This window comes from Sphingomonas phoenicis (assembly GCF_047238005.1).
Classification (GTDB): Bacteria; Pseudomonadota; Alphaproteobacteria; order Sphingomonadales; family Sphingomonadaceae; genus Sphingomonas.
The window spans coordinates 3,230,001-3,254,882 of record NZ_JBDFMC010000002.1; the positions used below are offsets into that span (position 1 = coordinate 3,230,001).

The following is a 24,882-nucleotide window of genomic DNA, read 5'->3' on the forward strand; positions in this document are numbered from 1 at the left end:
CGTATAGGGCCTGACGCCTGCCCGGTGCCTGAAGGTTAAGTGGAGGAGTGCAAGCTCTGAAATGAAGCCCAGGTAAACGGCGGCCGTAACTATAACGGTCCTAAGGTAGCGAAATTCCTTGTCGGGTAAGTTCCGACCTGCACGAATGGCGTAACGACTTCCCCACTGTCTCCAGGACATGCTCAGCGAAATTGAATTCTCCGTGAAGATGCGGAGTACCCGCGGTTAGACGGAAAGACCCCGTGCACCTTTACTGCAGCTTCAGAGTGGCATTAGGAAGGAACTGTGTAGCATAGGTGGGAGGCTTTGAAGCGACGGCGCCAGCTGTCGTGGAGCCATAGGTGAAATACCACCCTGTTGTTTTCTGATGTCTAACCCAGATCCATGAAACTGGATCGGGGACCCTCTGTGGCGGGTAGTTTGACTGGGGCGGTCGCCTCCTAAAGAGTAACGGAGGCGCGCGATGGTGGGCTCAGGCCGGTTGGAAACCGGCTGCAAGAGTGCAATGGCATAAGCCCGCCTGACTGCGAGACTGACAAGTCGAGCAGAGACGAAAGTCGGTCATAGTGATCCGGTGGTCCCTCGTGGAAGGGCCATCGCTCAACGGATAAAAGGTACGCCGGGGATAACAGGCTGATAACCCCCAAGAGCTCATATCGACGGGGTTGTTTGGCACCTCGATGTCGGCTCATCACATCCTGGGGCTGGAGCAGGTCCCAAGGGTTTGGCTGTTCGCCAATTAAAGTGGTACGTGAGCTGGGTTCAGAACGTCGCGAGACAGTTTGGTCCCTATCTGCCGTGGGCGTCGAAATTTGAGAGGAGTTGACCCTAGTACGAGAGGACCGGGTTGAACGTACCTCTGGTGTACCTGTCGTCGTGCCAACGGCGCAGCAGGGTAGCTATGTACGGACGGGATAACCGCTGAAAGCATCTAAGCGGGAAGCCTCCCTCGAGATAAGATTTCTCAGAGCGGTCGAAGACCACGACCTTGATAGATCGGATGTGGAAGCGCGGTGACGCGTGAAGCTAACCGATACTAATCGCTCTATTCGCGCCTGAAGAGTCCACACCCCCAACATCAGCGCTGCTGATGCCCCCAACGGGGACAAGGGTGGGATGAATGATCCCAACCAGTGCACGCATCGATTTTAACCCATCTGTCCCTGACCCATGCGCACCGGCTCCATTGCCTGGTGACCATAGCGTCGGTGTCCCACCCGATCCCATCCCGAACTCGGCCGTGAAACCCGACTGCGCCAATGGTACTACTGCTCAAGCAGTGGAAGAGTAGGTCGTCGCCAGGCATTGAAGCCCGTGCGCATGACACGGACAGAAGAACCCATCCACATGTCTCCCCTCCCCCAAGGAGGGGCAAGCCGCTGCCGCCCCCACGCCGCAGCAACAATGTCGCGGGGTGGAGCAGCCCGGTAGCTCGTCAGGCTCATAACCTGAAGGTCACAGGTTCAAATCCTGTCCCCGCAACCAAACATCACGATGCCACAACCGCCCGGGACATCCCGCGGCGGTTTTTTTGTGCGTTTTTTCCGCGCCTTGTGCCCGGTTCAGGGCGCCTCCGGTTGTCTCATCCGTACCCCTGAAATGCCAGAACGTCGGTTTGCATTCGGGGGTATTTTGAGGGGTACTGCCCGGCACTACCGCCGGAGTACCCCCAATGGCCCTGAAGGAACTCGAAGCCCGCTACGCCACGAAGCGCGCGAAGGACTACAAGCTTGCTGACGGTGAAGGGCTGTACCTGCTCGTCCGCGCGAGCGGCTCGAAGCTGTGGCGCTTCAAGTACCGCTTTGCCGGCAAGGAAGCTGCTCGCTTTTGGCGTCTGACCCGCGGTCAGTCTGGCTGCCGCGCGCCTGCGGCGTGCCGAGGCAAAGGTGACGCTAGGGCAGGGCAGGGACCCTTCGACGGGGTATCGATAATCGAGAAAGATCTACTCGTGGTTGCGGCGACCTTTATCATGCCGGTTCCTACGATCTCGGGCTGATCCGCGTCGTGAATGCGGTGGGCAGTTGCACCGCCTGCAGCGTCCACCAGCGGGATCACGAAACGAGGGCGGCAATCCTGGCCATCGCGATGACCATCGTGGATGTTGTCCTTGAACTTGTGGCGTAGAACGATCTCAATGCAAGGATTTGGCCGATCTCACACCCTTGTTACCCTGGTCGCTCATCACTCAAGGAAAATTGGTACATCCCCACGTCGGGAGATTAGCGTCCGATCACGAGGCGCAGCCAGAAAGAGGATCAGGTCATGTTGTCCAGACGCATGTTCGCAGCAGCAGGGTTGGGCGGTATGTTCGCCGGGGCCGGCCTCGGTACCGGTCGAGCAGTCCATGGCCAGACACCGGCCGCGAAACCGGTCGCTCCGACGATGCTGGTCAAGCGGCTGGAGGGTCGTGACGAGCCGATCATCGATCCTGGCTTGCCGATCATCGATGCCCACCATCACCTGTTCGACAAGGGGGCGACCCGATACCTATTCCCGGAATACATCGATGACGTGAATGCTGGCCACAACATCGTCGCATCCGTCTACATGGAGATCAAGGCGTTCGAGCGGAACTACGGTCCTGCGCCCGAGCGCATGCTGGGCGAGGTCGAATTTGCCAACGGCATGGGCGCGATCGGTGCCAGCGGCGTGTACGGGCCGTGTCGCGTCGCGGCAGGCATCGTCGGCGAGGCGGATCTGCGATCGGGCGACGCGATCGCAGACGTGCTGGATCAGGCGATCGCACGGGCGCCGGATCGGTTGCGCGGGCTCCGGCAAGTGTTGAACGACTCACCCAGTCCGCTGCCCTACCGGTTCATGACCAATCCGCCGCCGCGAGGATTGATGCGAAACCCGGCCTTTCGTCGGGGCTTGCGCCATCTCGCCGTGCGCGGACTTTCGTTCGATGCGGCGGTGTTCCACACCCAATTGCCCGAGCTTGCCGGGTTGGCAGACGATTTCCCGACCACCAGCTTCATCCTCAACCATGCCGGGATGGCCTTGGCGATGGAGGGCGGTGCCGCGGAGCGCGCGCGCGTCTTCGGCATCTGGCGATCGAACATCCGATCGATCGCGAAGCGCCCCAACATATCGTGCAAGATCGGAGGCTTCGGCCTGCCTTTCTGGGGCTTCGGGTTCAACGAGCGGGTCGGGCCGATCGGGCATCGTGTTCTCGCCGAGACGTGGCGCCCGTATATCGAGACGTGCGTGGAGGCCTTTGGCGCCGACCGCTGCATGATGGAAAGCAACTATCCGCCGGATGCTCGTTCCTGCGGGTTCGTACCGTTGTGGAATGCGCTGAAACTGGCCGTCGCGGGTGCCACATCTGCCGAGAAGACGGCGCTCTTCTCCGGCACGGCTGCACGCGTCTACCGTCTTCGCCTACCTGTGGCGGATCGAACCAGTTGAGCGGCGACGCCCGTCGTCAAGCTTCCGTTGTTGTTTTCACACCCCCAGTTCGAGAAACACCTTAGCTCGGCGTTCATGAGCCGCCAGCTATTCAGGGTGCCGAACTCCTCGCAGGGGCAGCGCCAGCGATCAGAAGGCGCGGGAGAGACGTGCCGAGAGGCGTGGTTTGCGGTCGCCGGTATCGAACCGATCCTCCCCGATAGGAAATGCCAGTTCGAGCATCGCGTCGACCCGCCCGGCGCCGCCTCGCAGCCCCGCGCCCGCTGAGGCGAGTGTGCCTCCGCCAGTTCCGCCGCGGCGATTGCCGACCGAACCGCCGTCGCCGAAACCATAAAGTTGCAAGCGATCGATCACGCCGGGCAAGATACGTCCGGCGTCAGCGCGCAGCTCCAGCGAACCCATCAGTCCATAGTCACCCGTCCGCTCCGCATAATCATAGGCGCGCGCGAACGAAGGGCCGCCGAGGCCGATCTCTGCCACGGCGAGCAGCGGTCTGGATGCAATCTGACCCGCAGAAGCGAGTGCGATGCTGAAGGGACCGGTTACTGGCACCGTCCAGTCCACCAGATAGGTCACCGCCGAATACTTGCCGCCGGCGTCGATGCGCGAGGCAAGATCTGCCACGTTCGGGATACCCCATTGGGCCGATACCTCGCCGCGGATGGTGCTGGCACCTGCTGTGGCAATCCCGTTGAGCGAGCCCGTCAGTGTCGCCAGCCGATCTCTCCGCAGCGTACGCCCGGCGAGTGCCTGACGGGTCGTCAACGCGCGCAGGTCGATGCTCGCCCAGACGCTGCTCGTCTTGCGGCGGAGCAGTGGCCGTACATAGCCTACCGATACGTCGCCGCTGCGTCCGGTCACGTCGAACCGACGGAGAGACGCACCCGGATGGGACCAGCCATAAGAGCCTGAGACCGCCAATACCGAACCCGCGGCGTCTACCGGCGCGGCATAGCGGGCACGGAGGAAGGTGAATTCGCTGACGTCGATGGGAGTCTGTGCCACGACGATGCCCAGTTCATCGCCATCCTGGACCAGACCGCGGACATTCCCGAGCAGCGTGGCGCGGACCGGGCCAACCTCGTCGGTTCCGCGATTGTCCAACTGGGCGTATGCCGATGCACGATCCTGGTCGATGGTCACCAACAGGATGCCGAAGCCATCCTGCTGCACGAAGCGGCTGTCCTTGACGCGGACGCCAGGCAGGTCGCCGACCAGCAGCAGCGCACGCTCCAGGTCGGCCTGGCGGACGGGCCGATGGGTGATCAGGGTCTTCACCAGGATCGCGTCTGCCGTCGTGTTCTGGGCACCGACGACACGAACCGCGTCGATTCGTCCGCGATCGACCGTCACGCGCAGGATGCCGTCAGCCATGGATTGCGGCGCAATGACTGCCGTGGCGAATGGATAGCCGCGCGAACGGACGATCTGCGCAATCGACGATGCAAGGCCGGCAAGCTCCTGGCGCGACAGCGACCGACCGACCACGCCGGCGATGATCCCGGCATAGGATTGTGCGGGAACGTCGTCGGCGCCCTGGACCACGACAGCGGTGATCGAGCGGACGGCGATCGTGCTTGCCACCGTGCTGCCCTCCCGCGTGACCGCAGGTGTGCTCGTCGGCGTCCGGGCAGCGTCGATCACGGGGGAAGGGAGCGCCTTCTCGGCAATCGTCGGATCGGATTGATCGAGACGGTTCTGCTCCGCCGATACGGGCGACACGATACTGCCCCCGATCAATCCGGCAATTATGGCATTTCGGCAAATCGACTGCATTTCAACCCCTTCGCCCGGCAACGACTATGCAGTGAGTGGTTGGCATCGGGTTAAGGACGCGGTGCGCAAATGAAGTCGCGATTAACCATCGGACCTAAGTGGGCGGCAATGAATCGCTGTCAGCACAAGCGGTTGAGAACAGGAGCACTGTTCATCGATCGGAGAGTTTCATGCGCAAGCCCATCCTCGCGCTATTGGCAGCAACGTGTTCTTCCGCCGCAATCGCAGGACCCGAGGGCTGGCGTCTGAGTGAGGTCAGCGGGTCTGTCCAGATCGCCCATGACGGACTGACCAAGGCAGCGGCGCGCGGGCTTGCCGTGGGACCGGGCGACGCGGTGAGTACCGGCGCATCCGGCCGTGCGGTGCTCGTTCGCGGTACCGAGTTCATGATGGTCGCGCCGAACTCGCGCCTTCGCCTGCCGGCCGCCGGCGAGGAGAAAGCGGGTTTTACCCGTATCTTCGAGGATCTGGGCAACGTCGTCTTCATGATCAAGAAGAAGATGACGCCCCATTTCGAGGTGCAGACGCCGTATCTGGCCGCGGTCGTGAAGGGTACCACCTTCAGTGTTAACGTGGCCGATCGCGGTACGGCGCTCCAGGTGCTGGAAGGCGCGGTGGAGGTCTCGACGCGGGATGGCGGCGCGAAGGACATCATTACGCCTGGAGCGGTCGCGCTGGTATCCGGTGCCAATCGTTTCCGCATGGAGGTCGAGCGCAACGGTGTCCGCACCGTCATCGATTCGCCGGCCGCCAGCGAGCAGGAGGCCTCTCCCGTCGAGCTGTCAGTCGTCGCGGCGGCACCTGAGGGCAGCAGCGAAACGATGGCGTCCGTCGCTCCATCCGCCGAGCCGGTTCTGGCGGAGGCGGTCTATGCGGCCCCGGTGTCGCTGAGCGAGACGACCGGAGGTTTGGTTCAGGGCCAGGTCGGGCAAGAGGCTGCCGTCGCGCTGACCCAGGTCGCCACGGCAGCGCGTATTGCGACTGAAGCGTCGACTTCTGTCGTCAAGACCGTCGAGGTCGCCAGTGCCATCGTGGCCGCTCGCGCCGACGAGGCGGCGAGCGCCATCGCCCTGGAAAACACCCAGGCTCAGGCAGATCAGGCCGGCGCCGTGAAGGCAGCGGCGGACCAGACAGCATCGCAGGCCACCGCCGCAGCACAGGCGTCCGCCGATGCCGCCGCTGCGGCCGAGGCCGATAGGGTCGCCAAGGTGGCCGCACAGGTCCGTGCGCAGGCGGACGCTGCGAATGCCGCCGCCGCCGCCGATGCGGCGCGCAAGGCAGCGTCGGATCAGGCTGCCGCAGAGGCGACTCGCGCTGCCGCAGCGGTCGACGCTGCTGCCAAAGCGGTCGAGGATGCGCGCAAGGCAGAGGAAGCGGGTGCCGCGGCCGACATCGAGCATGCGGCTCGGGAGGCGCAGAGGGCCGCAACCGCCCGGGCAGCCGAAGAGGGCGCCAGACTGGCAGCGCAACTTGCCGAACAGGCCGCGAGCAGCAGCGACGGCAATGTACAAGCGGCGGCTGCCCAGGCGGCACGGGATGCTGCGGCCGCTGCCGATGCGGCGGAGCAGGCACGCGGTGCTGTCGCTCAGGCGCAGGCAGACAAGGCAGCCAGGGAAGCTGCCAAGACGCTGGCGAAGCAAATAGCGGACGCTGCAAAGGACGCGGCAAAAGCAGCACGCGACCTGGCCGAGGGCGCTGCTGCGGACGCAGCAAAGCAGACCGATCAAGCGGCCAAGGATGCCGAAAAGGCTGCGAAGGAGGCGGAAAAGGCCGCCAAGGAAGCCGAACAGGCGCTGGCGGACAAGGCCGCCAAGGATGCCGAAAAGGCCGCCAAGGATGCCGAGAAGGAGGCCGCCAAGGTCGCGGCAGAGACAGCTCGCGCGCAGGAAAAGGCAGCCAAGGATGCGCAGAAAGCTGCGGAGGACCTGGCGAGGGAAGCTGCCAAGGTAGCGGCTGAGTCGACGAAGAACGCTGGCAAGCAAGCAGAAAAGGCCGTGAAGGATCTTGCAGATTTGCTGAAGGGAAAATGAGGCTGACGAACATTCGGTCTTCGACCCTGACGGTCGATGGTTCCGGTTATCGGCCAGGTCATTTGCCGCCACTCGACACGCGATATTAGTCATTGATCGCGCAGGCTTTCGCGATGAGAAGGTTCTTTCGTCCTATCCGTGTGCTGATCCTCGCAGCGGCGCTGTTGCTGGCGCTGGTCATAGGCTCGTCGCCAGCCGGCCGCTGGGCGGAGAGGGCGCTCGACCCGATCCGCTTCGCAGCGGCACTCAGACCCTCCAGCGGCCAGATCGTCATTGTCGAGATGGATGCCGCCAGCGTTGCGGCGATACATCAGTGGCCATGGTCGCGGCAGCACTATGCCGCGGTGGTCGACCGGCTGGTGCATGCGGGGGCCGCTTCGATCGCCTTCGACGTGGACCTGTCCTCCAAGTCGAATGCCGCAGACGATGCCGAACTCGCGAAGGCGCTGGCAAACGCCGGCGGCCGTGTAGTCCTTCCGACCTTCGCCCAGCGTGCGGGAGCGCACGACGTCCGCTCGATCGATACGCTGCCCTTGCCGATATTCCGTGCGCACGCGGCGCTCGCATCGGTCAACGTCGCTCCGGATGACGACGGGATCGTCCGCCGGATGCCGTTCGGAACCGTTACCGACAGCACGCCCCGTCCATCATTGGCGGCCTTTATCGGCAATCGATCGGGCGTCGCGGACAATTCGTTCAGGATCGCCTTCGGGATCGATCCGGCAACCATTCCCCGCCTCAGTTTCATCGATGTGCGCGATGGCAGGTTCGATCCCGCAGCCGTCCGTGGCCGAAACATCCTGATCGGTGCGACCGCGATCGAGATGGGCGATCGCTACGCCACCCCGGTCTGGGGCGTCATACCCGGTGTCGTCATACAGGCGCTGGCCGCCGAGAGCCTGCTGCCCGGCCTGCCATATACCGGGTCTTCCATCCTCTCGCTGATCGTCGGTTTGGCGGTGGGGGCCTTCGTTCTGCGATTGTCAAGGCTGCGCATCGCCGTTCTCGCCGCCATCATCGGGGTGACGGCGCTGCTCGGCATCGTCGTCGTCGCGCAAGTTCGCTACCAGTACTGGGCGTTGCTCGCCCCCGGGTTGGTGGTGATCGCAACGACGGTATTGGGCCGCACCGCGCTGCACCTTGCCAGGAAGTTCGATCATCAGCGCTGCACCGACGAGGTGACGGGCTTGCCCAACCGGATGGCGATGATCCGGGCACCGCTATCCGGGCCGTATACGGTGGGAGTCGCGCTGTTCGCAAACCTCGAACCGCTGCTGACCGTGTTGGGTCAGGCCGCGGAACGGGACCTGGTGATGCGCCTGGCGGAGCGGCTGCGGCTGGCCGCCGGCGACGTCGACATCTTCCGCATCGCCGACCGTCAGTTCGCGTTCACGCTGCCGGTGGAGGGCGATGGCGACGAGCTGCCCGCCCGGCTGCGAGCGATGCTGCTGAAGCCGATCGAAGTGAACGGGCGTCGGGTCGATCCGGCGATCCACATCGGGGTGACCGACGAGCAGGGACTGCTGACCGATCGACTGACCGCCGCCGCCCACGCGGCTGAACAGGCTGCGGAGGCTTCTACATTCTGGCACCATGGCACACTGGATCGTGCGATGCTGGAGCAGAAGGTATCGTTGATGGGCGAACTCGATCACGCCATTGCGACCGGCCAGATCGAGGTCCATTACCAGCCGAAACTGGCACTGGCCGCCGACCGGATCACCAGCGTCGAGGCGCTGGTCCGCTGGCGGCACCCGGATCGCGGGATGATCCGCCCGGACCTGTTCATCCCCTTGGCCGAGCAGGCGGACCGCATCGGGCCGCTGACATTGTTCGTGCTCGACCGGGTCACCCGCGACATCGCCGCCTGGAATGCGATGGGCCTGACGCTCAGCGCCGCGATCAACGTTTCGGCCCGGCTGCTGTCGGACGTCGTGTTCGGCGACGCGTTGCGGGCGGTGCTGTCCGCCGGGCGCATCAGTCCTGCCAGCCTGATTCTGGAAGTGACCGAGTCGGCGACGATCAACGCCCCCGAACGTGCCGCGCAAACCTTGTGTGAATACCGCGACCTGGGTTGTGCCATCTCCATGGACGACTACGGAACCGGCCAGTCGACGCTGAGCTATCTCCAGTGGCTGCCCCTGTCGGAGCTGAAGATCGATCGCAGCTTCGTCCAGCATGCGCACCTGAACCACGCCGATGGATTGATGGTGCGGTCGACGATCGATCTGGCGCACGGACTCGGGCTGAAGGTGGTCGCCGAAGGGATCGAGGACGAAGGCTGCCTCGCTTTCCTGCGCGATGCCGGGTGCGACATGGCACAAGGATATCTGATCAGTCGTCCTCTCCCCCGCAACGCGCTGGAGGAGTTGCTGCTTGCAGGGCGCCTAGCTGCCTGAACGTCAGCGAAAAAGTATGCCGCTTCGCGACCCGCCTTGCCGATGACGTACATGACGGCGAGACACGGCGGCGACATCGTTGATCCCGGCAAGGATCAGGGTACGCTCGAATTCCGTCCGCAATATCGTCAGGAGGCGATCGACGCCGGCCTCACCGCCGGCCGCCAAGCCGAAGAGGTAAGGTCGACCGATCGAACAGGCAGTCGCTCCCAGAGCCAGCGCCTTCACCACGTCAGAACCACGGCGAATCCCGCCGTCGCAGATGACGTCGGGTCCGTCGCCAACAGCGTTCCGCACCGCCTCGATCTGATCGATCGGAGCCGGGGCGCCGTCCAGCTGGCGCCCGCCATGGTTGGAGATCATGACGCCGGTCGCTCCCGAGGCGATCGAGCGGCGCGCGTCCTCGGGCGTCATCACGCCCTTGATCGCTAGCGGTCCGTGCCATTCGCGAGCAAGCCATTCGACATCGCGCCAATCGACGGAGCGGTCGAACTGACCGCCGATGTAATCGAACAGGCTCATCGGCCCCGCCGCCAGCGCATCGACCTTGTGGCTGACGTTCGCGAGGTCGAACTTCGACCCGGTCAGCGCGGGAAGCGACCAGGATGGATGGAGGGCGAAGCTGAGCAACGACCGGAGCGTCAGTGTCGGCGGCAGCGACAGGCCGCTGACGCGATCACGTTCCCGATTGCCGGCCACCGGCGTGTCGACCGTCAGCGCCAGACCGTGAAAACCGGCCTCCCGACAGCGCGCGACGAACTCTGCGGTGAGGCCGCGGTCCTTGAAGATGTAGATCTGGAAGACCTTCGGTCCGGCGAACGCCTGCGCGAGATCCTCCAGCCGCGTCGTACCCATCGTGGAGAGGCTGTAGAGGAGGCCGTGCCGTGCAGCCGCGCGCGCCACGGCCAACTCGGCATGTCCATGGAACATGCGTGTGAGGCCGGTGGGCGACAGCATCAGCGGCCAGCGCGACGGTTGGCCGAAAATCGTGGTTTCCGTCCGGATATCCGATACGTCGTTGAGGACGTCGGGGACCAGCTCATAGTCGGCGAATGCGGTGACGTTCCGCCGCAGCGACACCTCGTCGTCGGCACCGCCATCGATATAGTCGAAGATCGGCCGCGGCAGCCGACGGCGTGCCATCTGGCGCAGGTCGGCCACGTTGTTCGCGCGTTCGAGTCGCATCATGTGCCCCTGCTTCGTATATCGGTTATGGGTCAGTTCGTTGCCTGCATCTAGCGGCTGGGATCGTTCGCTGACAGGCGACAGTGCGGCTGGATCCGGTCTGTCGCACGCCCGGCTGGTTACTCGGTAGTCGATTCGGTTTGCCGCAAAGGGTAAGAGGCTCCTTCGATTGTCCCGGAGCATGCGTTGCCTTTCCTCTTGCGTCCGTTCTCGCTGCTGACGTTCCGCGCGATCCTTTGGCTGCTGGCGATGTTGGCGTTCGCCGGACCCGTTCAGGCACAAGCCGATGATCCGGTCGGCGGCGCGGTCAACAAGCTCGCCGCCGCATCGAACGAGGTACGCGCGGTCGAGCGGCAGGTCGATTCCGCCCGCACCCGCGAGGAGCGGGCAGCGCTGACCGACCGGCTATCGGCGGCCCGCGGTGTCGCGGCCGACATCGACGCCGTGCTGGACACCCAGATGGGGCTGGTCGATGCCAAGATCACCGAGATCGGACCGGCCACGCCGGGCATTGTCGACGCGCCCGATATCGCTGCGCAGCGTAAGCTGCTGAGCCAGCGTAGAGCGACGATCGACAGTGCGATCCGGCGCGGCAAACTCTTGTCCGTCGAGGCGCAGCAGCTCGCCGACCAGATCGCCGCCGACCAGGCCGCGGAGCTGGGACGTAGCTGGGCGACGCGCTCCCCGTCTCCGCTGACGCCGGCATTCTGGGCAACGATCGTGCAGGCGACGCCCCGCGACGTGATCAGGCTTGGTCGGTTCGTCGAGCAGGTCATGCACGACATCGGTCGGGGTCTCGTTGGTGGACGTCTGTGGCTGGCGGTCGTGGGAGCCGTCGCGGCCGTAGCGCTCGGCTGGCCGGCCCGCGTCGCCCTGCGCGAGGCCGGCCGCCGCTACGCCATCGGTGCCGCGCCCGGCCACCGCGTGCGCCGGACCGGCTATGCGATGTGGCGGCTGGTCGCCGGCACCGGGCTGCCCATCCTCGCGGCCCTTTCGCTGGTCCAGGGCCTGCGCTGGGCGGGGCTGACCGGTCCGACGGCGGAGCCGATCCTGTCGCAGTTCGTGTTCGCCGTCGGCATGGGGGGCTTTATCGGGGCGCTCGGCGCTGCGTTGCTGATGCGCAGTCAGGGATCATGGCGACTGCTGCCGATCGGTGACGAGGTCGCGCGCGCCCTGCTGCCTTGGGCCTGGATATTGGCGATCCTGACTGCCGGCGACATCCTGTTGTCGGCAACCGTTGAGACGATCCGCCTGAGCCAGACGGCGGTCGCCGCCACCGACGCGTTGCTGGCCGCAATCCGGCTGATCGCGATCGGCGGGATCCTGTTCACGCTGGGCCGCCTGCGCAGCCGGGCGCGGATCGCCGAGGAGGCGGCACTTGCGGGGCAAACCGAGGTGTCGACCCCCGCCGTCAGCAGTGCCGGCGCGGCGCGTGCCGGTGTAGGCATCGTCACCCTGTTCACGTGGCTGGTGACACTGGCCAGCGCACTGGCCTTGTTGGCGGGCTACACGGCGTTCAGCCTGTTCCTGACCCGGATCGTGATCGAGTGGCTGGCGATCGTCGTCGGCACCTTCTACCTGCTTCTCGCCTTCGTCGACGATGTCGTGACGACGGTCTTTTCTGCTGACAGCCGCGCCGGGCACCTGTTGGCGCGCGGTGTCGGCATCCGGCCGAACGCCATCGACCAGTTCGGCGTCCTGCTGTCGGGCATCCTGCGTCTGGGCCTGGCACTCGTCGCGATCGTCATGCTGCTGACCCCGTTCGGATCGGGTATCGACAGCACGGTCGAACGGTTCGGCGCCGTGGCGGATGGGATCACGGTCGGCGACGTCAACATTTCGCCCGGGGCGATCCTGCGGTCGGTAGCGGTGCTGTTCGTCGGCTTGGCGCTCGCGCGGCTATTCCTGCGCTGGCTGAACGAGCGGTACCTGCCGACGACGAGCATGGACGTCAGCGGGCGTAATTCGTTCGCGCTGATCGCCCGTTATCTCGCGGTTCTGCTCGCGGTGTTGTGGGGGCTTGCCTCGCTGGGTATCGGCATGGAGCGCATCGCCTTGCTGCTGTCGGCGCTGTCGGTCGGCATCGGGTTCGGCTTGCAGGCGATCACGCAGAATTTCGTCTCTGGCCTGATCCTGCTGGCCGAGCGGCCGGTGAAGATCGGAGACCTCGTGCGCATCGGAACCGAGGAGGGCGACGTGAAGCGGATCAGCGTGCGGTCGACCGAGATCGAGCTGGCCGATCACTCGACCCTGATCGTGCCCAACTCGGAGCTGATCACGAAGACGGTTTTGAACAAGACGATGTCGAATGCGCTGGGCCGCATGCAAATCCAGTTCTCGGTTCCGCTGGGCGTCGAACCGCAACGGGTACGCGATATCGTCCTGACCGCATTCGCCGACGAACCCGCGATCCTCGACGAACCCGGCCCGGTCGCCTTTATCGACAACATCGCGGACGGCCGCATCCTGTTCAACTGCTTCGCTCACACCTCCAGTCCGAGGACCGCATACCCGGCGCGAAGTGCCACCCTGCTCGCCATCCTCCAGCGCCTGGGCGAAGAAGGTATCGATGTCGGCACCGTTCCGCAGCAACTGCAATTGCTGCACTCCGACGAGCGTTCCGCCGGCCGTCCCAACGGAGGTCCCCAGCCAGCGTCCGGAAGCCGGCCGGGAGCAGATCCCGGCGACCCGTCCTGAGTCCGGTGGCAGGGAAGCAGAGTTAACTCGGCGCTAAATATGCAGGAGTAACGGCGACCTATGTTCGCTTCGCTTACCGCCCGTGTCGTCGGCATCGGCCTGATCGTCATCGCAGCGCTCACCTCGCTGGCAGGACTGCTGGCCGACGCTTCCTACCGAACGAGCGACAGCCTGCGCTGGGTGATCCACTCCGCCGAGGTGATCGAGACAACCGAGGAGGCGCTCGGCGATCTGCGCGAGGCAGAATCGGGTCAGCGCGGCTTCGTTCTGACCCGCAATCCCGCCTATGCACGGTCCTTTGAGGAAAGGATCGGCAGCTCGGGGCGGAATATCGCGCGAGTGGTCGCGCTGACCGCGGACAGTACGCTCCAGCACAATCGCGCCCGACGGATCGCGGCGTTGATGGCGGAACGGTCGGCGGTGCTGCGCCAGCCGCTCGACCTGGGTCGGCGGGGCGACTTCGCGGGAGCACGGACGATCATCGCGAGCGGCAAGGGGCGCGAACTGATGGATGCGATCGCCGTCCGGACGCAGGGCTTCCTCGAAGAGGAACGCATGCTCCAGACGACGCGCGGGGAAGCGGCCGCCCGACGACTGGCGCGTGGAAAGTGGCTGGCGCAGGCGGGTGCGACGCTGGTTGCGCTGCTGGTGCTGATCGGTTTCGCGCTGCTGATCCGAAGCATACGTCGACCGTTAGACACGATGATGCGGGCGATGAACGATCTAGGCAGCGGCATCGGCAAGGGCCGGATCGTAGACGCCATGGGCTCCAGCGAGTTCGCCAAGCTGGCGCAGGGCTACAACGACATGGTCGAACGGCTGGACATGGCGATCGCCGATCGTACGACGAGCGAGCAGCGGCTGCAGGTCGTCAACGTCGAGCTGCAGCGCAACGGGGAGGCGCTGCGCGAACGCGGCGACGTGATCGAACTGCTCGGCGGGATGGCGCACCGGATGCAGGCGGCGCGGACCGACGAGGAACTCGCCCAGATCATCGGCGTATTCGTTCCGCGCGTGCTGCCCGGCATCCCAGGTGCGCTGTATGCCCACAACAACTCGCGCAACATGCTGGTGCCCGTTGCAGGCTGGGCGGGGATGGAGGTCGCGCATGACGGCTTCGCGCCCGATCAATGCTGGGCATTACGCCGCGGGCAGAGCCACTGCGTCGCGGAGGCCGGTCGCGACATCGTCTGCGGCCATGCGGAGGCGGATCGGGTCTATCATTGCGAACCGTTGTTGGCCGGCGGCGAGGTGATCGGCGTGCTCTATCTGCTCGGCCGGATCGAGGCCGAGAGCCGGTTTCGGCTGGCGGTGCTGGTAGAGAACATCGCGTCCGCCATGGTCAATCACCGGCTGCAGCGGTCGTTGCGCGAGCAGACGATCCGCGATCCGCTGACGTCGCTGTTCAACCGGAGGTACATGGAAGAGGCGCTGACGCTGGAGATTGCCCGAGCGAGCCGTTCGGGAGCACCGCTCAGCCTGGTCATGTGCGACGTCGACCATTTCAAGCGGTTCAACGACGAATTCGGTCACGATGCCGGTGACGCCGTGCTCCAGACGGTGGCTGCGGAAATGAGAAGCCGCTTCCGCGAGGGTGACGTGGTCTGCCGCTACGGGGGCGAGGAGTTCACGGTGATCGCACCGGGTACCACGGCGGAAGCCCTGATGAAGCGGGTGGAGATGGTGCGCGAAGCGATCGCGGCGCTGAACGTGCGACAGAATGGCCGGTTGCTCGGGCCGGTCAGCATGTCGTTCGGGATCGCCACCTGGACGGATGCGATGGCGCGCGACGGATCCACGCTCGTCCACGCTGCCGACATGGCGCTGTATCGGTCCAAGCGGGAGGGGCGCAACCGCGCCTCGATCAGCTCGCTCGCCGCCTAGACCGTTGCCGGGTTGCCGAAGCGGCGCGTTGATGGGAAGACCGCGGCATGCGGATTTCGATAGCAGTCGGTGCGATCCTCGCCCTCTCGGCCTCGGCAGGTGCCCAGGTCGTTCCGCAGCCCTCCGCGAGGGTCTATCAGCGTGCGATCGCCGCCGGGTACAAGGCCGCGTTCTACTGCTCGGGTATCCTCAACGCCGGCCGCACGCCGGCGCAGATCGATGCCGACGAGCTCGGCGGGATCTATCCCGATTATGACGGAATCGTACCGACACTGACGGCGAAGGTGGATGGGCGCCTTCGGTCCGTGACCGTCGTCTTCGATGGCATGTTGCCACCCCGACAGGCCGTCTGGACCGAGGGAAAAGGGTGCGTCACCCTGCCGATCGGCGCGCGGCCGATGCCCAGGCGCCACCAGGCAGGGGCGGGGGCGATCCTGGGTCCCGATGCCCGACCCTGGCCGCAGGGCGATGGCGGTATAGCCCCGCGCCCGTCCGCGACGCTGGCGGGCATCGTCGACGGTGCGTTCAACGATACCTTCGGTCCCGGTACGAAGACGACGGGCGTGCTGGTGGTGAAGGACGGTCAGGTCGTGGCCGAACGGTACCGCGCCGGTTTCGGCCCCTATGTCTCCAACCGCACATGGTCGGTCGGCAAGTCGATCGCCGGCACACTGGTGGGGATGGCCGTCGCAGGCGCGGTCGATGTGCCCGCCGCCATACCGCAGTGGCAGGCGGACGATCCGCGGCGTGCCATCACCCTGAACCACCTGTTGCGCATGGCATCCGGCCTGCACAGCGACACTGCCGGCAATCGCACCGATGCGATCTACTTCGGCGGCACTGCGGTCGACGAGCAAGCAACGGGATGGCCGTTGGAGGCGGTGCCGGGCACTCGTTTCCGTTATGCGAACAACGACATCCTGCTCGCGATCTACGCGATTCGTCAGCGGATTGGGGAGGGTCGCTATCGCCAGCTGCCGGCCGATCTTTTCGGGCCGCTCGGCATGGCGCACACCGTCGCGGAAGCGGACTGGCATGGCAACTACATCCTCTCCAGCCAAGTGTGGTCGACCGCACGCGATCTGGCCAGACTGGGGCTGTTCTGGATGCAGGATGGCGTCTGGGCGGGCAAGCGCCTGCTGCCGCAAGGTTGGGTGCGGACGATGACGACGCCGAGTGGCCCGCAACCGGCGACCGGCCCCGGCTATGGCGCGACGATGTGGTTGTTCGGATCGGGGCAGGGGCTGCCCGCCGGAAGTTTCGCCGCTCAGGGGAACCGCGGCCAGTACGTGATGGTGATCCCGTCGCAACGGCTGGTGATCGTCCGCCGCGGCGAGGATCCCGGCGCGGCACGGTTCGACATCGCCCGCTTCGCCGCCGGCGTCGCCGCTGCGGCGCAGTAGAATTCGAGGCGGATCTACCGCGGCTCCGGCCGGCGGCAAAGGGAGATCGGATGATGAAGGCAATGACGAAGCTGCTCGGTGCGGTTGCCGCGCTCTCCCTCGCCACGGCCGCGCCGGCGCAGGATTACGCCAGCTACTCCGATGCCGCGATCGAGCGGGAATTGGCGCAGAAGGCGACGGTCGAGATGATCGCGATGGTGCCGATGCGCGACGGCATCGGGCTGGCGACCAACATATATCGGCCGAGGGACGCGAAGGGCGCCTTGCCCACGATCCTGTGGAAGACGCCGTACAATGAACTTGCCTATAAGGTCGCGACCAGCCGCCGTGCTCTGGAGGCGGTGAAGCGCGGCTATGCCTTCGTGGTGCAGAGCGAGCGTGGTCGGTACTTTTCGGAAGGCGCCTACGAGATACTCGGCCGTCCGCAGACCGACGGCTACGACACGCTGACCTGGATCGCGGCGCAGCCCTGGTCGAATGGCAAGGTGGGTACGCTGGGTTGCTCGTCCTCGGCGGAATGGCAGCTCGCGCTGGCGGGAATGAACCATCCCGCGCATGCCGCGATGGTGCCGATGGCGTCGGGCGCCGGCATCGGCAAGGTGGGCGCTTTCGAGGAGCAGGGTAACTGGTATACCGGCGGCGTGCCGCGGACGCTGTTCCACGTCTGGCTGTACGGTGTCGACAACCCGCTTCGGGCGCAACTGCCGACCGGGCTCGATCAGCCGGTGCGCGCGCGCATCGCCCGCTACAACGACCTGGGCGCGAAGAAGCCGGAGGTGAACTGGCCGTCGCAGATCCGCCATCTGCCCTATGCCGATCTGCTGAAGGATCTGGGAGAGCCACCGGCCACCTTCGAGCAATTCATCGCCCGTCGCGGCCCGGCCGACCCGGCGTGGCGGAGTGGGGGGCTGTATCACGACAACATGGGTTGGGGCGTCCCGGCCTTGTGGTTCAACAGCTGGTATGACGTGTCGATCGGCCCGAACATGGCGCTGTTCAACCATGCCCGTGCGGTCAGGTCGGATCCGGAAGCGAGCGCCAACCAGTATGTCGTGGTAGCGCCCAATACGCATTGTGCCTTTGCGCGGCTGGGACCGGACTTCCGATCGGGCGACCGTGATCTGGGCGACGCAAGTTTCGATGTCGACGGACAGGTATATGGGTTCTTCGACCGATGGCTGAAGGGTGATCGGGCGGCGTTTCCGTCGAGCACGCCGGCTGTTCGCTACTATAACATGGGTGCGAACCGCTGGTCGCAGGCGAAGCAGTGGCCGCCAGCCGGTGTTTCGACGATGCGGCTGTACCTGCGATCCGGCGGCCAGGCGAACGGACTGACCGGGGACGGGCGGCTCGACGGTGCGGCTCCTCCGGTCGGGGAAGCTGCGGACGGGTATAGCTACGACCCCGCGAACCCGGTCCAGACGGTCGGCGGTGGCGACTGCTGCAACGGTGGCCTCGTCACGGCCGGCGCATTCGACCAGCGTGGGATCGAAGCGCGCGACGATGTTCTGGTCTACACCAGTGACCCGATGACCCAAGCCACCGACGTGACGGGCTTCGTGCAGGCGGTGCTGAAGATCTCGTCCGACGCGCTGGATACCGACTTCGCCGTCAAGCTGGTCGACGTCGCGCCGGACGGAACGGCGTACATTCTGGGCGATACCATCCTGCGCGCCAGGTACCGCGACGGCTTCGACAAACCCGCGCCGATGGTGTCGGGACAGATCTATACGTTGCGACCGACACCGATCACCACCAGCAACACCTTCCTGCCGGGTCATCGTATCAGGGTCGAGGTGACGTCGTCCAACTTCCCCAAATTCGTCCGCAACCTGAACACCGGCGGCGACAACGAACGCGAGACCCGCATCGTCGTGGCGCACAACCGCGTCCATCACGCAGCAGACGCCGCGTCCTATATTGAGCTGCCCGTCGTGCGGCGGTAACCGTCCGGTGTTGCGAGGAGCCTGGCCGCTTCGCTAGTCGGCTTGGCCTCGATCGAGGCGCTGATCGACAACCGCCTGCCGTGTCAGTGTGGCAGGGCGAAGGCGATGATCGATCCGCCCGGGCGACGCTTGCGATCCTTGCCACCACCCGCAGCGATGGCAACGAACTGTCGGCCGCCGACCGCATAGGTCGCCGGTGTTGCCAGTCCCGCCGCGGGCAGCTCGGTCGACCAGAGCAGCCGCCCGTCGCGCTTGTCGAATGCGCGGAAGCGGCGGTCGTAGACGGTCGCGGCGATGAACAGCAGCCCACCCCTGGTCACCACGGCGCCGCCGTAATTCTCGCTGCCCGTCTCCTCCGGCCCGAGTTCCGGATAGCGGCCGAGCGGCTTTTTCCAGACCCACTTGCCGGTGTTGACGTCCAGCGCCGCGAGCGTTCCCCATGGTGGGGTCAGGGCAGGATAGCCGTCGGGATCGAGGAGCCGGTGATAGCCGTCGAAGACATATGGTTCGTTGAATGTCGCCTGCGCAGCGGCAGGTCCGGCATCAAGCTCGTTCCCGCGGTCGACCGGTGCCTTGGCCTCGCCGCGTAGATAGGCGACGAGTTCGGCCACCTCTCCCCGGGACAGTACGCCACCGAAGCCCGGCATCCGCCCGCCGCCGCTGGTGATCTGGCGGTCGAGCTGTTCGGCGCTCAGTCGCGTGCCGACGTCGCGCAGCCCGGGGATCTGGGGCGGGTCGCCGGCGCGATCGGTGCCGTGGCAGGCGGCACAATGATTGGCGTAGAGCGCCCCGCCGCCCGCACCCGCGACACGGGCCGGCCGCGGCTTCAGCCGCAGCGTCCACGCCATCTCGTTGGCGTTGACGTACAGCAGTCCGGTATCGGGATCATAGGCGCCGCCGCCCCACTCCGCGCCGCCGTCCATGCCGGGCAACAGCACCGTGCCCTGGATGGATGGAGGATCGAACGGGCCGCGATTGCGCAGCTTGGCGAGCGTGGCCGTAACTGCGGCATGGGCGGCCGGCGTCCGCCGCGTAACGATGTCGGGGGTGAGCCGCTGACGCGCGAAGGGTGCGATGGCCGTCGGCATCGGCTGGGTCGGCCACGCCTGCTCGCCGGGCATGTCGCTGGGCGGGACCGGCCGCTCTTCGATGGGATACAGCGCGCGTCCGTCGCGGCGGTCGAACACATAGACCAGACCCGACTTTGTGGTCTGCGCGATCGCCGGTACGCCCCGCACCGTCACCAGAGTCGGTTGAGCCGGAAAGTCGCGGTCCCAGAGGTCGTGATGGACGCTTTGGAAATGCCAGCGCCGGCGGCCGGTCCGGGCGTCGAGCGCGACCAGGCTGTTGGCGAAGAGATTGGCACCAGGCCTTGTCGGTCCGTAGAAATCGCGGTCGCCCATGCCGCTGGAGGCGACCGGGAGGAACACCAGCCCGCGAGCGACATCGATGGTCAGCCCGGCCCATACATTGGCCCCGATCTCCGTCTTCCACGCGTCGCGTGGCCAGGTCTCGGCACCGGGCTCGCCGGTGTGCGGGATGGTGTGGAACGTCCATCGGATCGCGCCGGTGCGCACGTCGAAGGCGCGGACGTCGCCGGGTGTATGCCCCGTCGAGCCCATGATGATCAAATCTGCGAACACCGCGCCGGGCGTGACGTTGTTGACCGTGAGCTGCTCCAGCGGCCGGCCGAAACCTTCCCGCAGATCGACCCGGCCACGGCGGCCGAAGCCGGTATCGGGCCTGCCGGTGTCGGCGTCGATCGAGATCAGCTCCTGCCCGAAGGTGAACAGGATGCGGCGCGCGGACCCGCCGGCCCAATAGGATACGCCGCGCAGGCGCTGGCGCGTCGCGACGGGGGTGACGGCGGGATCATAGGTCCACAGCTCACGTCCCGTAGCCGCGTCTAGGGCGACGAGCCGCCCCTTCGGCGTGACGATGTACATCCGCCCCGCGACGACGATCGGGTTCACCTGCATGTCGGATTGCGACCCGCCCTCGCCGAAAGCGTCGCCGCTGTCATATTCCCAGACTTTCACCAGTCGCGCCACGTTGCGTGCATTGATCTGGTCGAGCGTCGAGTAATGCGTGGCACCGGGATTGCCGTGATAATATGGCCAGTCGGCGCCAGACTGCGTCGCCGCTGCCATCCTGTCGGGCGGCGATGCAACGCCGCCCAGTGTCAACATCGCGGCGATTGCGCCCACTGCTTTGCCGTACCGGGCCGGTCGCAATCCCATGGTTTCTCCAAATCGCGACGATGTCATCGCTCGCCGTGATCACAGCCTAAGGACGTCCGGGCCCCGGCGCCAGCGTTGGGATGATCCGGAGATCGCGATATGACCTAGGCGGCCGGTCCGGATCGTCACAGAGCAATCAGCCGTGAGTTTCGGCGATGCAGGGCCACTGCTCGCGTCCACGGATGCCAGCCGAGTTGCCCGCCCGCGCCAGCCGTATTGGCCGTCGTCTGCGAATCTGCGTCTGCCCGACGTTATGGCCCTTTACTGCTGGTCGTTGGTTCCGATCGCGAGTACTCCGACGTCGGACGCTCGCCGCGGCAGGTCCAACCCGGAGCCGACAATGCACTGGTCTGAGACGCATCTTCTGGTTGGCGCGGCTCGCATCGGCCTCGCATCAGCTAATCGACCTTCGCGAGGAATCGCTGCGAAACCTGTTCGGGCGCGTCGGATTTGCCGACGATGACGTGCAATCCGGCGCAGCGCGGGCCGCGATGACCTCGCGGGATCAGGGAACCAGCCTGCTGTTGGCCGCAGCCATCGGGCTGGCATGGTGCGCCATTCACGTCGGTGGCATCTTCTTCTGGGAGTGGAGCGTCGCATCCGGCGTGCTGGCGGTACTGCTGGTCATGCTTCAGGCCTGGCTGAGTACCGGCCTGTTCATCATCGCCCACGATTGCATGCACGGATCGCTGGCGCCGGAGCAACCCGCGCTCAACAGAGCGGTCGGCACCATCTGCCTGGGGCTCTATGCCGGGCTGTCGTACCGTGCGTTGTATCCAAAGCATCACGCTCACCATGCGGCGCCCGGCACCGATGCCGATCCGGATTTCAATCCGGCGGCACCCAGCGCCATCGGATCATGGTTCCTGCGCTTCTTCCGCAATTACTACACGCACGCACAGATCGTTCGGATCACCTTCGCGGCCGTCGTGTACATGCTGACCGGCGCGTCGTTGCTCAACATCATCGTTTTCTGGGCGGTGCCTGCATTGCTGGCGCTCCTTCAGCTTTTCCTCTTCGGCACGTATTTACCGCACCGGCACGAGGCCAGACCCTTTGCCGATGCACACAACGCCCGCGGGAACGATTTCTCGCCGCTGGCATCTCTGGCCACCTGCTTTCATTTCGGTACCTATCACCACGAGCATCATCTCAGCCCCATGACGCCGTGGTGGCGGTTGCCGGGGATGAGGCGTTCACCTAAGCGGCGCGTCGATCCACGAGGCAGCGGCGGCGTGCATCTCCGCCGCTAACCGGAACGTATGGTGGGGAACGCGATTCCGTATCAGGAACGGCGCGACATATCTTGTTAGTGCACTGGCAGGCTGGGCATTGATTAGCCGACAGGGTAGGCACCGAGGCCGGTCGAGATGCCACAATCCTGCCGTCACCTCGCCCAAGCCAGCAGACCCCATCTGACGTGGGACGCCGTCGCTTCAGGAGAGGGGGGCGGGCAACATCCTGCCCGCCCCGACAGTCACTTCTTCTTTGGAGCCCGCTTCGGCGCGGCGGCTGCCTCGGCGTCTTCCTCCTCGTCCGGCTGGTCTTCACCCGCCTCGGTCAAAGCCTCGCCCAGCGCCTTCAGCTTGTCCTGCGACTTATCAGCCTTCTCGGCGATCTTGGTCGTGGCGGCTCCCAGGCGATGAAGGAGCGCGTGGACGCGGTCGGCATCGGGTTCGTCCTTCTCCAACTGCTTGCGCAGCGAGCCGAGGTCGCGAAGGATGCCCTTGGCACCCGTCACATCGACGTCCGACAGTGCGGCCTCCCAATCCTCGACCATGTCGGCACCCTTGGCGGGCTTGGTCTCGTCCAGTCCGCGATTGATCGCATTCATCGTTCCGGCAAATTTCACGGCCATCAGGATCGTCCTTCCGAAGTGCAGGCAAACGCCGGCGCTGGTCAACGATGCGGTCCCACCGGATATCCTCTCGCATCGGGGCGGGGGATGATCGATGTTACCGTTCCTACGTTTGCCATCCGACCAAGGGTGTCGGACGAACAACTCACCGCGCCGGTCGACCATCGCGGCATGCACCGTCGGGCGGCGGGAGGCAGTTGTGCGACGACAAATACTTTATGCACGCCGGCCCGGCTTTCTGACTGGTCGTGTTACAAGGGCATGCCCGCCGACGGCACGGCGTGAAGCCGCTCGATATCCTGACGCGGCGGCGCACCGAACAGGCGGCGATATTCGCGGCTGAACTGTGACGGACTCTCGTAACCGACTGCGAAGCTGGCTGTCCCTGCCGTCGCGCCCCCGGCCATCATCAGGCGGCGAGCCTCCTGCAATCGCAACTGCTTCTGATATTCCAGCGGCGTCATCCGCGTGATCGCCTTGAAGTGCGCGTAGAGCGACGAGGGGCTCATTCCCGCCTCGGCGGCGACCTCGTCGATGCGGATCGGCGCATTGAAGCGGCGGCGTATGGCGGCGATGGCGCGGCTTACCTGATTCAGGCGGCTTCCTGCCGTCGCCATGCGGCGCAACATGGGACCGTGCGGGCCGGTGAGCAGACGATAGAGGATTTCGCGCTCGATCAGCGGCTGCAGCGTCGCGATCGTCTCGGGCCGGTCCAGCAGTCCGATCAGCCGGCAGGCGGCATCGATCAGGTCCGGGTCGCCGGGATAGACGCCAAGCACCGGCAGGTCGTCGCGCGAGGCCGCTTCCCCGTTGCCCTCTGCGGTCATCAGGTCGGCCAGCGCCGCGATGTCGAGGTCGATCTTGCAGCAAAGATAGGGCCGCCCGGGGCTGGCATCGATGACGTGGCCGACCAGTGGCAGGTCGACGGAGACGAGCAGGTAATGCGCCGCGTCATAGGTGACGCTGTGATCGCCGATCGACACCTGCTTCGATCCTTGGGCGATCAGGCAAAGCGAGGCCTCGTAGACGGCGGGTGTGGGTGTGCTTGGCTGATCGGCGCGGATCAGCGAGACGCGTGGCATCGTCGTGGTGCAGATACCCGCGCCGCCGACGTGGCGGTCGATGGTGCTGGCGAGTTCGGTGATCCTGTCCATGGCCACTCGATCGGCCAAGTCGATCGGCTCCGCAAGCGCGCCGCCTGCATGTTCGGAGGATCGGGCAAAGCGTTCGGACGATCCGCCTATCACTGGACGTGACCGCCGGGCCATCTGGGCTTCGTCACATATTGTGGACAGGAAGCACCATGACGCGGAACATCGACAAGGTGGTACTGATCACCGGCGCATCGAGCGGGATCGGCGAGGCGACCGCGCATGAACTGGCTTCGGGGGGAGCGCGGCTGTTCATCGGGGCGCGCCGCGGCGACCGACTGCAGGCATTGGCGAGCAGGCTGGGGGAGAACGTCGCCTGGCGGGAACTCGACGTTACCGACGGTGACGATTTCGACGCCTTTGCCGCCGCCGCGGAGCAGCGCTTCGGCCGTATCGACGTGCTGGTGAACAATGCGGGTGTGATGCCGCTTTCCCCGCTCGCCAGCCTGAAGCGGGACGAGTGGAAGCGGATGGTCGACGTGAACATCCACGGCGTGCTCAACGGTATCGCCGCGGTGCTGCCACGCTTCGTCGCGCAGAAAAGCGGACACGTCGTCAACGTCGCATCGGTCGCCGCACACATGGTGATGCCCACCGCCGCCGTTTATTGTGGCACCAAGCATGCGGTGCGCGCCATCACCGAGGGATTGCGCCAGGAGCATGACGAGATCCGCTCCACCCTCGTCTCGCCGGGCGTCGTCGCCACCGAACTTGGCCACGACATCACCGATCCTGCCATTGCTACCGCATTGAAGGGATGGCGCCAGAAGTCGCTGACGCCGGACGCGATCGCCCGCGCCGTTCGCTACGCGCTCGAACAGCCGGAGGGCGTCGACATCAACGAGGTCATTGTCCGCCCGACGGCGGCCGACATGTAGCATCCTCGCCGCGCCAGCCTTGCCAGT

Annotated in this window: 15 protein-coding genes, 1 tRNA gene and 2 rRNA genes (1 of these 18 cut by a window edge); 13 read left to right on the forward strand and 5 right to left on the reverse strand. The window is 65.6% G+C overall.

Annotated elements, in window-relative coordinates:
* The 5 genes from ABC319_RS16330 to ABC319_RS16350 all read left to right on the forward strand — a co-directional run.
* Window positions 1-1,060, forward strand: a 23S ribosomal RNA gene (locus tag ABC319_RS16330) (it extends 1,765 nt beyond the left edge of the window).
* A 129-nt stretch (window positions 1,061-1,189) separates the two neighbouring features.
* Window positions 1,190-1,304: ribosomal RNA gene (rrf, locus tag ABC319_RS16335) — 5S ribosomal RNA — on the forward strand.
* A gap of 104 nt (window positions 1,305-1,408) precedes the next feature.
* Window positions 1,409-1,485, forward strand: a tRNA-Met gene (locus ABC319_RS16340).
* 187 nt (window positions 1,486-1,672) lie between these two features.
* On the forward strand, window positions 1,673-1,996 hold the full coding sequence (locus ABC319_RS16345; protein WP_413071236.1) for an Arm DNA-binding domain-containing protein: 324 nt from the start codon (window positions 1,673-1,675) through the stop codon (window positions 1,994-1,996).
* Window positions 1,997-2,262: 266 nt separating this feature from the next.
* The gene (locus ABC319_RS16350; RefSeq protein WP_413071237.1) at window positions 2,263-3,408 is read left to right on the forward strand and encodes an amidohydrolase family protein; all 1,146 of its coding nucleotides are present in this window, start codon (window positions 2,263-2,265) and stop codon (window positions 3,406-3,408) included.
* 129 nt (window positions 3,409-3,537) lie between these two features.
* Here the strand turns inward: ABC319_RS16350 and ABC319_RS16355 are convergent, their stop codons facing one another.
* Complete coding sequence (locus tag ABC319_RS16355; protein ID WP_413071238.1) at window positions 3,538-5,130, reverse strand: ShlB/FhaC/HecB family hemolysin secretion/activation protein; 1,593 nt, start codon at window positions 5,128-5,130, stop codon at window positions 3,538-3,540.
* 224 nt (window positions 5,131-5,354) lie between these two features.
* On the opposite strand from ABC319_RS16355, the gene ABC319_RS16360 reads away from it, so the two are divergent.
* Together ABC319_RS16360 and ABC319_RS16365 are read left to right on the forward strand one after the other, a co-directional pair.
* Window positions 5,355-7,214: a FecR domain-containing protein gene (locus ABC319_RS16360; protein WP_413071239.1), complete on the forward strand. Its 1,860-nt coding sequence runs from the start codon at window positions 5,355-5,357 to the stop codon at window positions 7,212-7,214.
* A 113-nt stretch (window positions 7,215-7,327) separates the two neighbouring features.
* Window positions 7,328-9,613 carry a putative bifunctional diguanylate cyclase/phosphodiesterase gene (locus ABC319_RS16365; RefSeq protein ID WP_413071240.1) on the forward strand — a complete coding sequence of 762 codons (2,286 nt, stop codon included), beginning with the start codon at window positions 7,328-7,330 and terminating at the stop codon, window positions 9,611-9,613.
* A gap of 3 nt (window positions 9,614-9,616) precedes the next feature.
* Here ABC319_RS16365 and ABC319_RS16370 read toward each other — a convergent pair whose 3' ends face one another.
* Window positions 9,617-11,080 carry an alpha-hydroxy acid oxidase gene (locus tag ABC319_RS16370; protein WP_413071241.1) on the reverse strand — a complete coding sequence of 488 codons (1,464 nt, stop codon included), beginning with the start codon at window positions 11,078-11,080 and terminating at the stop codon, window positions 9,617-9,619.
* Here ABC319_RS16370 and ABC319_RS16375 point away from each other — a divergent pair.
* The 4 genes from ABC319_RS16375 to ABC319_RS16390 are packed head-to-tail and all read left to right on the forward strand — an operon-like array spanning window position 11,048 to window position 18,728.
* On the forward strand, window positions 11,048-13,495 hold the full coding sequence (locus ABC319_RS16375; protein WP_413071242.1) for a DUF3772 domain-containing protein: 2,448 nt from the start codon (window positions 11,048-11,050) through the stop codon (window positions 13,493-13,495). The genes ABC319_RS16370 and ABC319_RS16375 overlap by 33 nt on opposite strands.
* A 60-nt stretch (window positions 13,496-13,555) precedes the next feature.
* Window positions 13,556-15,379: a diguanylate cyclase gene (locus ABC319_RS16380; protein WP_413071243.1), complete on the forward strand. Its 1,824-nt coding sequence runs from the start codon at window positions 13,556-13,558 to the stop codon at window positions 15,377-15,379.
* A 47-nt stretch (window positions 15,380-15,426) separates the two neighbouring features.
* Entirely contained in the window at window positions 15,427-16,782 is a 1,356-nt protein-coding gene (locus ABC319_RS16385) for a serine hydrolase domain-containing protein (RefSeq protein WP_413071244.1), read from the forward strand.
* 53 nt (window positions 16,783-16,835) lie between these two features.
* A complete protein-coding gene (locus tag ABC319_RS16390; RefSeq protein WP_413071245.1) occupies window positions 16,836-18,728 on the forward strand; it encodes a CocE/NonD family hydrolase in 1,893 nt (630 codons plus the stop codon).
* Between the two features lie 83 nt (window positions 18,729-18,811).
* Here the strand turns inward: ABC319_RS16390 and ABC319_RS16395 are convergent, their stop codons facing one another.
* Window positions 18,812-20,968, reverse strand: a complete 2,157-nt coding sequence (locus tag ABC319_RS16395) for an outer membrane protein assembly factor BamB family protein (protein ID WP_413071246.1) — start codon at window positions 20,966-20,968, stop codon at window positions 18,812-18,814.
* Window positions 20,969-21,336: 368 nt separating this feature from the next.
* Between ABC319_RS16395 and ABC319_RS16400 the strand changes: the two genes are divergently transcribed.
* Window positions 21,337-22,221 carry a fatty acid desaturase gene (locus ABC319_RS16400; protein ID WP_413071247.1) on the forward strand — a complete coding sequence of 295 codons (885 nt, stop codon included), beginning with the start codon at window positions 21,337-21,339 and terminating at the stop codon, window positions 22,219-22,221.
* Between the two features lie 224 nt (window positions 22,222-22,445).
* Here the strand turns inward: ABC319_RS16400 and ABC319_RS16405 are convergent, their stop codons facing one another.
* Together ABC319_RS16405 and ABC319_RS16410 are read right to left on the reverse strand one after the other, a co-directional pair.
* Window positions 22,446-22,826: a hypothetical protein gene (locus tag ABC319_RS16405; protein WP_413071248.1), complete on the reverse strand. Its 381-nt coding sequence runs from the start codon at window positions 22,824-22,826 to the stop codon at window positions 22,446-22,448.
* Between the two features lie 251 nt (window positions 22,827-23,077).
* Complete coding sequence (locus ABC319_RS16410; RefSeq protein ID WP_413071249.1) at window positions 23,078-23,980, reverse strand: AraC family transcriptional regulator; 903 nt, start codon at window positions 23,978-23,980, stop codon at window positions 23,078-23,080.
* Between the two features lie 149 nt (window positions 23,981-24,129).
* Between ABC319_RS16410 and ABC319_RS16415 the strand changes: the two genes are divergently transcribed.
* Complete coding sequence (locus ABC319_RS16415; protein ID WP_413071250.1) at window positions 24,130-24,855, forward strand: SDR family oxidoreductase; 726 nt, start codon at window positions 24,130-24,132, stop codon at window positions 24,853-24,855.
* The last annotated feature ends 27 nt before the right edge of the window (window positions 24,856-24,882 follow it).

Coding starts and splice junctions, on each gene's coding strand:
- ABC319_RS16405 (WP_413071248.1), bottom strand. CDS start 22,826: ATGGCCGTGAAATTTGCCGGAACGATGAATGCGATCAATCGCGGACTG.
- ABC319_RS16415 (WP_413071250.1), top strand. CDS start 24,130: ATGACGCGGAACATCGACAAGGTGGTACTGATCACCGGCGCATCGAGC.
- ABC319_RS16385 (WP_413071244.1), top strand. CDS start 15,427: ATGCGGATTTCGATAGCAGTCGGTGCGATCCTCGCCCTCTCGGCCTCG.
- ABC319_RS16395 (WP_413071246.1), bottom strand. CDS start 20,968: ATGGGATTGCGACCGGCCCGGTACGGCAAAGCAGTGGGCGCAATCGCC.
- ABC319_RS16365 (WP_413071240.1), top strand. CDS start 7,328: ATGAGAAGGTTCTTTCGTCCTATCCGTGTGCTGATCCTCGCAGCGGCG.
- ABC319_RS16345 (WP_413071236.1), top strand. CDS start 1,673: ATGGCCCTGAAGGAACTCGAAGCCCGCTACGCCACGAAGCGCGCGAAG.
- ABC319_RS16410 (WP_413071249.1), bottom strand. CDS start 23,980: ATGGACAGGATCACCGAACTCGCCAGCACCATCGACCGCCACGTCGGC.
- ABC319_RS16350 (WP_413071237.1), top strand. CDS start 2,263: ATGTTGTCCAGACGCATGTTCGCAGCAGCAGGGTTGGGCGGTATGTTC.
- ABC319_RS16375 (WP_413071242.1), top strand. CDS start 11,048: ATGTTGGCGTTCGCCGGACCCGTTCAGGCACAAGCCGATGATCCGGTC.
- ABC319_RS16360 (WP_413071239.1), top strand. CDS start 5,355: ATGCGCAAGCCCATCCTCGCGCTATTGGCAGCAACGTGTTCTTCCGCC.
- ABC319_RS16380 (WP_413071243.1), top strand. CDS start 13,556: ATGTTCGCTTCGCTTACCGCCCGTGTCGTCGGCATCGGCCTGATCGTC.
- ABC319_RS16390 (WP_413071245.1), top strand. CDS start 16,836: ATGAAGGCAATGACGAAGCTGCTCGGTGCGGTTGCCGCGCTCTCCCTC.